The following is a 13115-nucleotide window of genomic DNA, read 5'->3' as shown; positions in this document are numbered from 1 at the left end:
GGCGGGGCAGCCGTCCGCCCCCGCCCGGTGAGCCGGCCGCGCCCATCCGTCCGCACCCGGCCGCCTGTTGATCTTGTGTCCCCCGTTCGGATTACGATGTGCCCCAGCCGGTCCTCCGTTCCTCGCCTCCGCAGCACGGATGCCGACCGTTGGCGCCCTGGGGGACGACATGATGAGGTTCGGGCTGCTGGGACCGTTGGTGGCGCACGACGGCACGGCGCTGCGGCCGGTGTCCGGGCTCAAGGTCCGGGTGCTGCTGGCGGCGCTGCTGCTCCAGGCGAACCGGGTGGTGTCCAAGGACGCGCTGAAGGAAGCCATGTGGGGCGACGAGCTGCCCTCCAGCGTCGAGGCGTCCTTCGCCAACCACGCGACCCGGCTGCGCAGGCTGCTGGCCCCGGCCGGGGAGGAGCGGCTGCTGACCGTGGCTCCGGGCTACCAACTCCTGGTGGCCGAGGGCGCTCTGGACGTCGAGGTGTTCGAGACGCGGGTGCGCGCCGCCTGCCTCGCCCATCAGGCGGGCGACTGGGCGACGGTCCTCGCGGAGAGCCGGGCGGCGCTGGCCCTGTGGCGCGGCGCGCCGCTCGCCGACCTCGTCCCGTACCGCGACCAGCCGGGCCCGAGCCTGCGGATCCACCAGCTCGACCAGCTCCGCCTCCAGGTGCGGGAGTGGGCCTTCGACGCCGAACTCCACCTCGGGAACCACGGCGAGATCCTCACCGACCTGGCCGTTATCGCCGCCGAGAACCCGCTGCGCGAGGAGCTCCACCGCCAGCTCATGCTCGCCCTGCACCGCACCGGGCGCCAGGCCGAGGCGTTCGAGGTCTTCCACGCGCTGCGCCGGTCGCTGGTGGACGAGCTCGGTACGGAGCCCGGTCCCGCCGTCCGCCGGGCGTACCAGGAGCTGCTGGACGGGGAGCAGCCCCCGGACCCGCCGGTGCCGGCCCCGGCGCCCCGTCCGCCGTACCAGCTCCCGTCCTCCGTGCCGGAGTTCACCGGCCGGGAGGAGGAGACGGCGGCGGCGGTGGCGGCGCTGCGGCGCGAGGTCGGGGCGCCGCTGCGGCCGGTGGTGATCTCGGGGATGGGCGGCATCGGGAAGACCGCCCTCGCCGTCCGGGTGGCCCGCCTGGTCCAGGAGGACTTCCCGGACGGCACGCTCTACGCCGACCTCAGGGGGTTCAGTGGCGGGGGCCCGCGCAGTGCGCACGATCTGCTCGCCCGGTTCCTGGACGATCTCGGCGCGCGCCCGGCCTCGTTGCCGGACGACACGGACGACCGGGCGGCGCTGTTCCGGTCGGCGATCGCGGACCGCCGCGTCCTCCTGGTCCTGGACAACGCGCGGGACGCCGCCCAGGTGACCCCGCTGCTCCCGCCGCAGGGGCCGGGCGCGGCCCTGATCACCAGCCGCCAGCTCCTGGCCGAGCTGCCCGGGGTCGAGATGATGGCGCTGCACCCGCTCGGCCCCGAGGAGCAGCTCACCCTGCTGTCCCGGCTCTGCGGCGCGGACCGGATCGCGCACGAACCGGCGGCCCTGGCCGACATCCTGGCCGCCTGCGGCGGGCTGCCGCTGGCGTTGCGGATCGTCGGCGGGCGGCTCTCCTCGCGTCCGTCGTGGCCGCTGGCCCTGCTGGCCGAGCGTCTCGCCCCGGACCGGGGGCGGCTCCAGGCGCTGTCGATGGGCGCGGTCGCCGTGCGGCACACCTTCGACATGAGCTACCAGGCGATCCGGGACAGCGGCAACGCCGCGGAGCGCGAGGCGGCGCGCGCCTTCCGGCTGCTCGGTCTGTGGAAGCCGCACCTGTTCACCACCCAGTCCGCCGCGGCCCTGCTGGGTGCGGACGAGTACGACGCGTCGACCGCCCTGGAACTGCTGGTCGACGCGAACCTCGTGCACAGCCCCGCCCCCGGCCGGTACGCGCTCCACGACCTGCTGGGCGAGTACGCGGCCCAGCGCGCGGCGGAGGAGGAGCCCGCGGACGGCCGGGAGGCGGCCACCGTCCGGATGCTCGTCTGGTACGCGCGAGCCGTCAGTACGGCCTGTGCCGTGGCCAGTCACGAGACGCAGTCCCCGCCGCCGCTCGACGCGCCGGCGGGGCCCGCCCTGCCGGTCTTCGCGGAGGACGCGGACGCCATCGAGTGGACCAAGCGGGAGCTGCCCGCGATCCGGGAGGCCCTCACCCGGGCCGGGGAGGCGGGCCGCTCCGACCTTGCCTGGCGTCTGGCCGCCGGGCTCTTCGGCTACGCGACGACCCACTGGTGGACCGGTGAGTGGGACGCCTGCCTGCGCCAGGCGATGGAGATCGCGGTGGCGCACGGGGACACGCTCGGGCAGGCGTGGCTGCACCGCAGGACCGCCGTCGCGCACGGCATGGCGTACCGCAACGAGGCGTGCCTGGAGCATCTGACCCTGGCCCTGGCGTTCTTCACCGACACCGGTGACGTTCTGGCCCAGGCGTCGATCCTCGGCAACATGGCGTCGCTGTACGTCCAGCTCGGGGACGCCCGGCAGGGGCTGGTGCACGCCGAGCGGTCGCACGAGCTGTACCGCCGTACCAGCAGCCCCCGCAGCGAGGCGCTGGCCCTGAGCCGGATCGCGGACGCCCAGGCGATGGTCGGCGAGCACGCGGACGCCGTGGCGAACTACGAGAAGGTCGTGGCGGCGCTGCGCGAGCAGCGGCACGGCGTCTTCCTGGCCACCACGCTCACCAACCTCGGCGACGTACGGCGTCAGCTCGGCGACCGGGAGGGGGCGCTGGAGGCGCAGCGGGAGGCCCTGGCCATCCGGCGGCGGATGGACGACCTCGGCGGCACCGCCGACTGCCTGGCCTTCATGGCCGGTACGTACCAGCACTTCGGCGAGTGGGGCGACGCCCGGTCGTGCTGGGAGCAGTGTCTGGAGCTGGGACTGCGCCACGGCATGGCGCAGCACATCGAGGCGAGTCGCGCGGGCCTGGCCGGTTTGCCGGCCCTGCCCGCGCCCACGCCCCCGCAGTAGGCGGCCGTATCCCCCGTGCCGCCGCTGCGGGAAGTGCCGGACCCCCCGTGTCTCCCCCGTGTTCCCCCCGTACGACAGGAGGGGTTTCCGTCACGGGAAGAGACTCCCGCGGGGTCCCAACGGCGCCGCAACGTGCCGCCAACGTGCCCGTGACGCAGCCGTCGGCCGGTCAGGGCGTGTCGACGCGCGCGAATGCCTCCGCTCCGGTGGGGGCCGGGGCGGAGGCACGTACGGGGTGTGCGCGGTGCGGGGGTCAGCAGCCGCCGCAGTTGTAGTACGTCACGTCCCAGTGGTTGCCCTCGTCTGCGTAGACGTTGCCGGAGCCCGCCTGGTACTGGGGGGCTCCGTCGCCGCGGACGCCGATGTAGGTGAACGTGTTGTGGACGTAGTTGGTGAGGCAGGTCGACTTGGCGAAGTCGAGCTTGTAGCCGTTCCAGTGCGAGTACGTGCCGCTGGCGTGGCCGGTCTCGGTGCCGCCGGTGATGTTCAGCGCGCAGCCCGTGGCGCTCTTGAGGGTCTGGGCGCCCTGGGCGGTGGGCAGGTTGAGCTGGTCGAAGGACGTGCAGGTGGCGACGTTGCGGTCGGAGCAGCCGCCGGACGACGACCAGGTGACCCCGGAGGAGCTGAAGCGGGCGGTGGCCTGGGCGTGGGTGAGCTTGGTGACGGCGTGGGCCTGGGGGGCGGCTCCGCCGATCACACCGAAGCCCGGGGCGAAGAGCACTCCGAGCACCAGGGCGAGCGCGGTCAGGGCGGGGCGCAGTCTCATTGCGGACGACATGGGGGGATCCTCCTGCTCATGACAAGTAAGGCCAGGGAGATACTGCCCGAGTTCTACGCGCGTCCGCCAGAGGGAGGCGCCTTCAACAGGGGCCAATTGGCGGGACGTTCGGCCACCGTTCACGCCCCACCCCCCTCCTCCGCCCCCTCCGGTACGCCCATTCGGAGGACGACCGGGGAGCATCTGTTGAATCTTTAACTAGATTCGGCTACAGTCAATCTCGTTGAAGGTTAAACAACAACCGCGCCGGACCGCTCATGTCCCGTCCGTCGCATCACGTCCCCGAGGAGGAGCCATGGCTCTGTTCAACCGCAAGAACAACGACACCCCCGCCGCCACCCCCGCCGCCGTGGACCCGGCCCTGGCCGCCCTCAGCGGTGACTACACGATCGACCCGGCCCACAGCAGCATCGGCTTCACCGTGCGCCACGCGATGGTGACCAATGTGCGCGGCTCGTTCGGCGACCACGAGGGTGTCCTGAAGCTGGACGGCGCCAACCCGTCGAACTCCACCGCGTCCATCGACGTCCGGATCGCCAGCGTCGACACCGGCATCGCCGACCGCGACGGCCACCTGGTCAGCGGCGACTTCTTCGACGCCGAGAAGTTCCCGCTCATGACGTTCCGCTCGACCAGCGCCGAACTGCTCGGCGGCGACGACTACCGGGTCACCGGCGACCTGACGATCAAGGACGTCACGCGCCCCCTCTCCATCGACCTGGAGTTCAACGGCTCCGCCACCGACGTCTACGGCAACGAGCGCGTCGGCTTCGAGGGCAGCGCGACCATCCTGCGCTCCGACTGGGGCCTGACCTGGAACGCGGCGCTGGAGACCGGCGGCGTGATGGTCAGCGACAAGGTCAAGCTGAACTTCGACATCTCCGCGATCAAGGCCACCGCGCCCCAGGCCTGAGGCCGCCCCGGGCCTGAAGCCCTCCCCCGCCGGCCCCGGCCCGGCCCCCCCCACCGCGCGGTCCCCGTCCGCCGGGCTCCGCTCAGGCCCGGCGGGCGGCGACCGCGCGGCGTACGTCGTCGTCGGTCAGGTCCGCGTTGAGCGCGGTGGCGGCCTGCACTCCGGCCGCCGCCGCCACGACGACCGTCGCCTTCGGGTCCGCGGCGTTTCCGGCCACCCGGACGCGGGGCACCTCGGTGGCCCCGGCCGGGCCGGTGGCGACCTGGCTCCCCACCGTGGCGCCACCCACCACCACCGCGGTCACGTCGAGACCCAGACCGGCCAGCCCCTCCGTACGGGCGGTGAAGCGCGGCTGCACCACGACCGCCTCGCGCTCCATCAGCCGGCCGTCGGCCAGCCGCACCCCGGTGAGCCGGTCATCGGCCACCTCCAGGCCGGTGACCTCGCCGTCGACCACGGGGATGCCGCGCGCCGCGAGCTGTTCGTACTCCGCGTCGGTGGGGGCCGGACCGGTGTGGCGGAAGAGCGTGACGTCGTCGGTCCACTGGCGCCACATCAGCGCCTGGTGCACCGCGAGCGGGCCGGTGGACAGGACGCCGACCGGCCGGGAGCAGACCTCCCAGCCGTGGCAGTACGGGCAGTGCAGCACCTCGCGCCCCCAGCGCTCGGCCAGTCCCGGCACCTCGGGCAGCCCGTCCACCAGCCCGGTGGCCAGCAGCAAGGCGCGCGCCACCACGGCCGCCCCGTCCTCCCGCACGACGCGGAAGCCCTCGTCGCCGGGGAGCCGTTCGACGGCGGCCACCGCGCCCCGGACCACCTCGCCCCCGTACCGGGCCACCTCCTCGCGGCCGTCGGACAGCAGCCGGGCGGGCGGGCGGCCGTCGTACCCCAGGTAGCCGTGCATGTGCGCGGCCGGGGCGTTGCGCGGCTCGCCCGCGTCGAGCACCAGCACCGAGCGGCGCGCCCTGGCCAGGGTCACCGCCCCGCTCAGCCCGGCGGCGCCGCCTCCGATCACCACCACGTCGTAGCGCCGGTCCGCACCAGCGCCGCTCTCCGCCCCGCCGTTCCGCGGGCCGCCGTTCTCGCTCGTTCCGTTCATCAGGAGCACCTCCCTTTCACGGGAGAGCGTCCATGAGGCCACACCATTTCAGCAAGAATGGTTGCCGTACCGGCAAATACCGCCCAGGGGTGCCCCTCAGGGAGCGGGCTCCTCCTCCGTCTCGCCGACCGTCTGCTCGGACCAGATGACCTTGCCCGTCTCCGTATAGCGGGTGCCCCAGCGTTCGGCCATCTGGGCGACGAGGAAGAGGCCCCGGCCGCCTTCGTCGGTGCTCGCCGCGTACCGCAGGTGCGGGGCGGTGCTGCTGCTGTCGGAGACCTCGCAGATGAGGTTGCGGTCGTACAGCAGGCGGACGCCGATGGGGGCGGTGCCGTAGCGGACCGCGTTGGTGACCAGTTCGCTGAGGATCAGCTCGGTGGCGAACGCCTCCTCCTCCAGTCCCCGCTCGGTGAGCCACTGGGCGACGTTCTTGCGGACCCCGGCGACGGCCGCCGGGTCGGTGGCCACGGCCCACTGCGCGACCTGTTCGGGGTCGAGGGTGCGGGTGCGGGCCACGAGCAGCGCGACGTCGTCGTCCGGCCGCTCGCCCAGCAGCGCGTCGAGCACGGCGTCGCAGGTCTCCTCCGGTGTCCGGTCGGGCCCGGTGAGCGCCTCGCGCAGCCGGTCGATGCCGACGTCGATGTCCCGGCCGCGCCGCTCGACGAGCCCGTCCGTGTACAGCACCAGCCGGCTCCCCTCGGGCACATGGAAATCGGTGGCCTCGAAGGGCATGCCGCCGATGCCGAGCGGGAGCCCGGTGGGGACCTCGGGGAACTCGACGGTGCCGTCCGGCAGGACCAGTGCGGGCCCGGGGTGGCCGGCCCGGGCCACCGAGCAGTTCCCGGTGACGGCGTCGTAGATCGCGTACAGGCAGGTGGCCCCGACGATCTCGGCGTCGCCGTCCTCGATCTCGTCCCGGTCGATCCGGGCGACCAGCTCGTCCAGGTGCCAGAGCAGCTCGTCGGGCGCCGGGTCCAGCGAGGAGAAGTTGTGGACGCTGGTGCGCAGCCGCCCCATGGTGGCGGCGGCGTGCAGTCCGTGTCCGACCACGTCGCCGACGACCAGGGCGACCCGGGCGCCGGAGAGCGGGATCACGTCGAACCAGTCGCCGCCGACGCCCTCGTGGGCCGGCAGATAGCGGTAGGCGACGTCCAGGGCGCTCTGCTGGGGCAGCCCGCGCGGCAGCAGACTGCGCTGGAGCGTCACGGCGAGGGCGTGCTCCCGGGTGTAGCGGCGGGCGTTGTCCACCCCGACGGCGGCGCGGGCGACCAGCTCCTCCGCGAAGGACAGGTCGGCGTCGTCGAAGGGCGGCGAATCGCCCGCCCGCCAGAAGTTGACCATGCCCAGCACGGTGCCGCGCGCGTGCAGCGGCACCGACAGCATCGAGTGGAAGCCCTGGGCCCTGATCCGTTCGGCCACCTCGGGGTCCCAGTTCCGCAGGCCCAGCCGGGCGAACTCGCCGGAGAGGTCGGCGTCCTCGTGGTGGGCGCGCATGGCGCGGGTCCGGGTGGGGACGAAGCCCACGACGTGGCCGACCGGGTACAGCGGGTTCTCGGCCGTCACGGAGGTGACGACGGCGCGGCGCATCTCCAGGGTGGCGCCGTGCGGGGTGACCGGTTCGTCGCCCCGGCGCACCGGGTCGGCGATGTCGACGGAGGTGGCGTCGGCGAATCCGGGGGTGGCGACGTCCGCCAGCTCCTGGGCGGTCCGGGTGACGTCCAGCGTGGTGCCGACGCGGGCCCCGGCCTCGTAGAGGAGCAGCAGCCGTTCGGTGGCGAGTTCGGCCTCCCCGGTGACCGCGCGGAGTTCGGTGGTGTCGCGCAGGGTGACCACCGTGCCGGGCGGGCCTCCCCGGGCGTCGGTCGGGCGGAGGTTGACGGCCAGCAGCCGGTTGCCGGCCCGGAGCACCTCGTCGCTGACGGTGCGGCCGGAGACCAGCAGCCGCGCGGTCTCCGGGGCCAGCCCGAGCGTGCCCACCGGCCGGCCCTCGGCGTCCTCGGGCAGGTCGAGCAGGCGGCGCGCCTCGTCGTTGGCGAGGGTGAGGCGCCGGTCGGCGTCGACGATGAGGACGCCCTCGCGGACCGCGTGCAGGACCGCGTCGTGGTGTTCGTACATCCGGGTCATCTCGGCCGGGCCGAGCCCGTGGGTCTGCCGCCGCAGTCGGCGGCTGAGGAGCGCCGCGCCGCCCGTGGTGATGGCGAGGGCGCCCGCCGCGGCGGCCGCGGCGAGCAGGAGGGAACGGTCCGCGAGGCTGTTCACCGATTCGACGGTGATGCCCACGGAGACCAGACCCGCCAGTGAACCGTCGGGCCTTCGGACCGGCACCAGGGAGTTGACCGCCGGGCCGTGGCTCGCGGCGACGGTCCAGGTGTACCCGGGGCCGGTGAGGGCCTGCTGGGGAATGTCCTTGATGCGCTGCCCGATCAGCGACGGGTCGGGGTGGGTGTAGCGCACGCCGACCGGACTCGTCACGACGACGTACGACACGTCGGTATCACGGCGGATCGCCTGAGTGCGGGGCTGGAGCCGGGCCGTGGGGTGCGCGCTGTCCAGCGCCTCCACCATGCCCGGCGAGTGGGCGAGGGCGGAGGCGACGCTCAGGGTGCGGTCCTTGGCGTCGGACATGCTGTCGCGGCGGCCCTGCACCACCAGCGCGACCGCCCCCGCCGCGACGAGCAGCAGCACGAGACCGAGGACGCAGAGGAAGACCTGGCCGGACAGGGTGCGCACGCTGAACAGGGAACGCAGGCCACCGCCCGGGGACCGGTGGGGTGTGTCCCGGGCGGTCGGCGCGGGCCCACTGCGGCCCGGACGCCCTTCATCGTGCCGATCTGATCGCCGGGAGTGACGTCGTAGTCGCGCCCGGAATCGGCCGATAACAGCCATATAGTCAGGTCTAACACGGATCGCGGCTCCCCGAGAGGCGGTGACCGGCCGGTCCGGGCATTCCGGGGAGCGGCGGCCCGGCCCCCGGCGTCCGGGACCAGGGGTGGCGCCGCCCGGGAACAACCGCCTTGGACCGGCCCAACGCCCCGCTTAGGGTGGCCGGATGACGGAATTCGATCTTCTCGACGACACGACACGGTGGCGACAGGACTGCGAGCGGCGGCTGCGCGCCGCGTACACCGCGGCCGGGCTGGACGGCCCCGCCACGGAGGGCATGCTCGACGGGACGCTCCGGCGGGCCGATGACTGGACCGTCGCCGGGATCACGGCCGACGGGACCCGGGTGGGGTACGTCGCCGTGCACGTGGCGGAGGAGAACGGCGCGGTCGACGGCCGCATCGGCGACCTCCGCGTCGAGGCGGCCCACACCGGCCGGGGCCATGAGCGGGCCGCCCTGGAGTGGGCCGAGGCGTGGTGCGCGGAGCGCGGCGCGGAGCAGATACGGGTCCGGCTCTCCGGGGCGCACGACGGCCTGTTCGACGACTACGGCGTACGCGGCCAGCTCCGGGCGCGGCGGATCGACTCCCCACCGGAGGCCGTCGAGGGCTTCACCGCCCGGCCGATGACCGCGGCCGAGTACCCCGCGTGGGTCACCGCCGAGAAGGCCGAGTACGCGGGCGACATCGCCCGGTCCGGGGCCCTGACGCCGGAGGAGGCCCGGAAGAAGTCCGACCGCGACTTCGCGCAACTGCTTCCCGAGGGCCTGGACACGCCCGACAACACGTTCCTGGTGCTGGAGGCGGCGGGCGAGCCCATCGGCACCGGCTGGCTGAAACACGGCTACCTGCCGGGGGTGACGTACGGCTACTCGCTCTTCGTCGACGAGAAGCACCGGGGCCGGGGGTTCGGCCGGGCCGCGATGGTGGCGGGCGAGCTGGCGACGCTCGCGACCGGCGAGTCGACGCTGATGTTCAGCGTGTGGGGCGGCAACGAGGTGGCCATGAACCTGTACACGCGCACGGGGTACCGGGTCGTCGAGGAGAACCGCTCCCTGGCCCTGCCCCGCTCGGCCGGCTGACCGCGCCTCCCGTGCCGGCGGCCCCGCGACGGGCCCGCCGGCACGGGAACGGTCACTCCGTGGGCTCGACCCCGGCCCGCAGCAGACCGTAGGTGCAGGCGTCCTCCAGCGCCTGCCAGGAGGCGGCGATGACGTTGTCCGCGACGCCGACCGTGGACCACTCGCCCTCGCCGTCGCCGGTGGTGATCAGGACGCGGGTGGTGGACTCGGTGCCGGTGCGGCCCTCCACGATGCGGACCTTGTAGTCGATCAGCTCCAACTTGGCGAGCTGCGGGTAGATCCGCTCCAGGGCGACCCGCAGCGCCCGGTCCAGCGCGTTGACCGGTCCGTTGCCCTCGGCGGTGGCGACGATCCGCTCGCTCCTGGCCCAGAGCTTCACGGTCGCCTCGTTGGCGTGCGTGCCGTCGGGGCGGGTCTCGACGATGGCCCGCCAGGACTCGGTACGGAAGTAGCGGCGCACCCGGCCCTCGACCTCGGCGCGCAGCAGCAGTTCGAAGGAGGCGTCGGCGGCCTCGTAGGTGTAGCCCTTGAGTTCGCGCTCCTTGACCCGCTCGACGATCCGGCCGACGAGTTCGCGGTCGCCGCCGAGGTCGAAGCCCAGCTCCTTGCCCTTGAGTTCGATGGAGGCGCGGCCCGCCATGTCGGAGACCAGCATCCGCATGGTGTTGCCGACCAGGGCGGGGTCGATGTGCTGGTAGAGGTCGGGGTCGACCTTGATCGCGGAGGCGTGCAGCCCGGCCTTGTGGGCGAAGGCCGAGACGCCGACGTAGGGCTGGTGGGTGGAGGGGGTCAGGTTGACGACCTCGGCGATGGCGTGCGAGACGCGGGTCATGTCGGCGAGGGCGCCCTCGGGGAGCACGGATCTGCCGTACTTGAGCTCCAGCGCGGCGACGACCGGGAAGAGGTTGGCGTTGCCGACGCGTTCGCCGTAGCCGTTGGCGGTGCACTGGACGTGGGTGGCGCCCGCGTCCACGGCGGCCAGGGTGTTGGCGACCGCGCAGCCGGTGTCGTCCTGGGCGTGGATGCCGAGCCGGGCGCCGGTGTCGGCGAGCACCGTGGAGACGACGGCCTGGATCTGGGCGGGGAGCATCCCGCCGTTGGTGTCGCAGAGGATGACGACGTCGGCTCCGGCCTCGGAGGCGGCGCGGACGACGGCCTTGGCGTACTCGGGGTTGGCGCGGTAGCCGTCGAAGAAGTGCTCGCAGTCCACGAAGACCCGGCGGCCCTGCTCGCGGAGGTGGGAGACGGTGTCGACGACCATCTCCAGGTTCTCCTCCAGGGTGGTGCGCAGCGCGAGTTCGACATGGCGGTCGTGCGACTTGGCGACCAGGGTGATCACCGGGGCGCCGGACGCCAGCAACGCCTTGACCTGCGGGTCGTCGGCGGCCCTGGCCCCGGCCCGCCGGGTCGCGCCGAAGGCGACCAGTTGGGCGTTCTTGAAGTCGATCTCCTGCCGGGCGCGGGCGAAGAACTCGGTGTCGCGGGGGTTGGCACCGGGCCAGCCGCCCTCGATGAAGCCCACGCCGAAGTCGTCCAGGTGGCGGGCGATGGTGAGCTTGTCCGCGACCGTCAGGTTGATGCCCTCACGCTGTGCCCCGTCGCGCAGCGTGGTGTCGAAGACGTGGAAACTGTCGTCGGTGGCGTTGGCCTTGGTGGTCATGCTGGTCTGACTCCTGTCGGATGAGCGGATCCGGAAGATCGGGCTCCACTTGCCCCCATCATCCCGCGCGCGTCCCGCCCCGGCCGGGGTGAGGCCGGAAAACGAAAAAACCCCTCGCGGGTGCGAGAGGTCTGCGCGCGGGTCTGGGGCACGATGGCCGTGCCGCACATGGTGATGCGGGACGGTCACTGCGGACCGGCGCGCCTGCTGCCGATAATCATGGCGTACGAGGGCACGGTCGCAGTCTTGCACAGGGCCGCGGCCGTGCCCCCCTCCGTCTCAGGATGCGGGCGTGACGTCGGCCGCACCGGGCCGCGCCGCGGCGCTCCGTTCCTCGTCCCCGGTGCCGATCCGGCCCAGGTCGATGTCGCGGGTCTCCCGCATGGTCAGGTAGACGACCAGGGAGACCGCCGCGCAGCCGGCCACGTACCAGTAGAAGCCGGACTCGACGCCCGCCTTCTTGAACCAGAGCGCCACGTACTCGGCGGTGCCGCCGAAGAGCGCGTTGGCCAGGGCGTACGGGAGGGCGACGCCCAGGGCGCGGACGCCGGTCGGGAAGAGCTCCGCCTTCACACAGGCGTTGATCGAGGTGTAGCCGGTGACGACGAGCAGGGCGAGCAGCGCCAGTCCGAAGGCGGGCCAGAAGGTGCCCGCGTGCTTGAGCATCGTCATGATCGGCACGGTCAGGAAGGTGGAGCCGACCGCGAAGGTGATGAGCAGCGGGCGGCGGCCGATCCGGTCGGAGAGCATCCCGGCGAGCGGCTGGACGCACATGAAGACGAACAGGGCGCAGAAGCTCACGAGCGAGGCGGTGGACTTCGCCATGCCGGCGCTCGTGGAGAGGAACTTGGTGAGGTACGTGGTGTACGTGTAGTACGCGACGGTGCCGCCCATGGTCAGCGCCATCACGAGGAACGCCTCGCGCCTGTGCTGCCACAGCGCCTTCAGGGTGCCCCGGTCCTGCTGCTCGGCGGCGCCGGACTCCGCGTAGACCTCGGTCTCCAGCATGTTGCGGCGCAGGTAGAAGACGATCGCGGCGCCGAGCGCGCCGATGATGAACGGGATGCGCCAGCCCCAGCTGTGCAGGGCCGCCTCGGACATGTTGCGCTGCAGGACGATCTGGAGGCCGAGACCGACGAGCTGCCCGGCGGTCATGGAGACGTACTGGAAGCTGGAGGCGAAGCCGCGCCGGTCGGGGGCCGATGCCTCGGTGAGGTAGGTGGCGCTGGCCGCGTACTCGCCGCCGACCGAGAGGCCCTGGAGCAGCCGGGCGACCAGCAGGACGGCGACACCGCCGTACCCGGCGACGTCGTAGGTCGGGGCGGCGGCGATCAGGATCGCGGAGGCCGACATGAGGGTGACGGTGAGGGTGAGCGCCGCCTTCCGGCCACGGCGGTCGCCGATCCGGCCGAGCAGCCAGCCGCCGACCGGTCGCATGAAGAAGCCCACGGCGAAGATGCCCATGGTGTTCATGAGGTTGGCGGTCTCATTGCCTTCGGGGAAGAACGAATCCGCGAAGTAGACCGCGAAGGTCGCGTACACGAACCAGTCGAACCACTCGACCATGTTCCCGGCCGAGCCGACCCAGATTTTCTTCCACTGCTCTCGTCCCATGGTCCGCCACCGTGCCCGAACCACCGGGAGGGGAACAAGGGCGCACCCAGCAACGATCGGGCGTACTTGTGTACGTTTCGTTCACGGCGGTGCGG

Annotated in this window: 8 protein-coding genes; 3 read left to right on the top strand and 5 right to left on the bottom strand. The window is 73.0% G+C overall.

Annotated features, from left to right (window positions below):
* Nucleotides 1–139: 139 nt before the first annotated feature.
* Complete coding sequence (locus ACWC97_RS23530; RefSeq protein ID WP_450651394.1) at nt 140–2992, top strand: BTAD domain-containing putative transcriptional regulator; 2853 nt, start codon at nt 140–142, stop codon at nt 2990–2992.
* Between the two features lie 253 nt (nt 2993–3245).
* Here the strand turns inward: ACWC97_RS23530 and ACWC97_RS23525 are convergent, their stop codons facing one another.
* Nucleotides 3246–3770: a hypothetical protein gene (locus ACWC97_RS23525; RefSeq protein WP_352276206.1), complete on the bottom strand. Its 525-nt coding sequence runs from the start codon at nt 3768–3770 to the stop codon at nt 3246–3248.
* A 295-nt stretch (nt 3771–4065) separates the two neighbouring features.
* On the opposite strand from ACWC97_RS23525, the gene ACWC97_RS23520 reads away from it, so the two are divergent.
* Complete coding sequence (locus ACWC97_RS23520) at nt 4066–4683, top strand: YceI family protein (protein WP_450651392.1); 618 nt, start codon at nt 4066–4068, stop codon at nt 4681–4683.
* An 82-nt stretch (nt 4684–4765) separates the two neighbouring features.
* On the opposite strand, the gene ACWC97_RS23515 is transcribed toward ACWC97_RS23520, so the two are convergent.
* A complete protein-coding gene (locus ACWC97_RS23515) occupies nt 4766–5782 on the bottom strand; it encodes an NAD(P)/FAD-dependent oxidoreductase (protein WP_450651390.1) in 1017 nt (338 codons plus the stop codon).
* 96 nt (nt 5783–5878) lie between these two features.
* Nucleotides 5879–8503: a SpoIIE family protein phosphatase gene (locus ACWC97_RS23510; protein WP_450651540.1), complete on the bottom strand. Its 2625-nt coding sequence runs from the start codon at nt 8501–8503 to the stop codon at nt 5879–5881.
* Between the two features lie 328 nt (nt 8504–8831).
* Here ACWC97_RS23510 and ACWC97_RS23505 point away from each other — a divergent pair, with 328 nt between their 5' ends.
* Entirely contained in the window at nt 8832–9746 is a 915-nt protein-coding gene (locus ACWC97_RS23505; RefSeq protein ID WP_352276200.1) for a GNAT family N-acetyltransferase, read from the top strand.
* A gap of 52 nt (nt 9747–9798) precedes the next feature.
* Here ACWC97_RS23505 and cimA read toward each other — a convergent pair whose 3' ends face one another.
* Nucleotides 9799–11406 (bottom strand): citramalate synthase, encoded by a 1608-nt coding sequence (cimA, locus tag ACWC97_RS23500; RefSeq protein ID WP_352276198.1) that lies wholly within the window; start codon nt 11404–11406, stop codon nt 9799–9801.
* 279 nt (nt 11407–11685) lie between these two features.
* Nucleotides 11686–13020 carry an MFS transporter gene (locus ACWC97_RS23495; RefSeq protein ID WP_352276196.1) on the bottom strand — a complete coding sequence of 445 codons (1335 nt, stop codon included), beginning with the start codon at nt 13018–13020 and terminating at the stop codon, nt 11686–11688.
* Nucleotides 13021–13115 lie beyond the last annotated feature (95 nt).

It is taken from the genome of Streptomyces sp. NPDC001108 (assembly GCF_053598535.1).
Note: the sequence above shows the minus strand (reverse complement) of the source record. Positions and strands in the feature narration are given on the sequence as shown.

Coding starts and splice junctions, on each gene's coding strand:
- ACWC97_RS23530 (WP_450651394.1), top strand. CDS start 140: ATGCCGACCGTTGGCGCCCTGGGGGACGACATGATGAGGTTCGGGCTG.
- ACWC97_RS23525 (WP_352276206.1), bottom strand. CDS start 3,770: ATGTCGTCCGCAATGAGACTGCGCCCCGCCCTGACCGCGCTCGCCCTG.
- ACWC97_RS23520 (WP_450651392.1), top strand. CDS start 4,066: ATGGCTCTGTTCAACCGCAAGAACAACGACACCCCCGCCGCCACCCCC.
- ACWC97_RS23515 (WP_450651390.1), bottom strand. CDS start 5,782: ATGAACGGAACGAGCGAGAACGGCGGCCCGCGGAACGGCGGGGCGGAG.
- ACWC97_RS23505 (WP_352276200.1), top strand. CDS start 8,832: ATGACGGAATTCGATCTTCTCGACGACACGACACGGTGGCGACAGGAC.
- cimA (WP_352276198.1), bottom strand. CDS start 11,406: ATGACCACCAAGGCCAACGCCACCGACGACAGTTTCCACGTCTTCGAC.
- ACWC97_RS23495 (WP_352276196.1), bottom strand. CDS start 13,020: ATGGGACGAGAGCAGTGGAAGAAAATCTGGGTCGGCTCGGCCGGGAAC.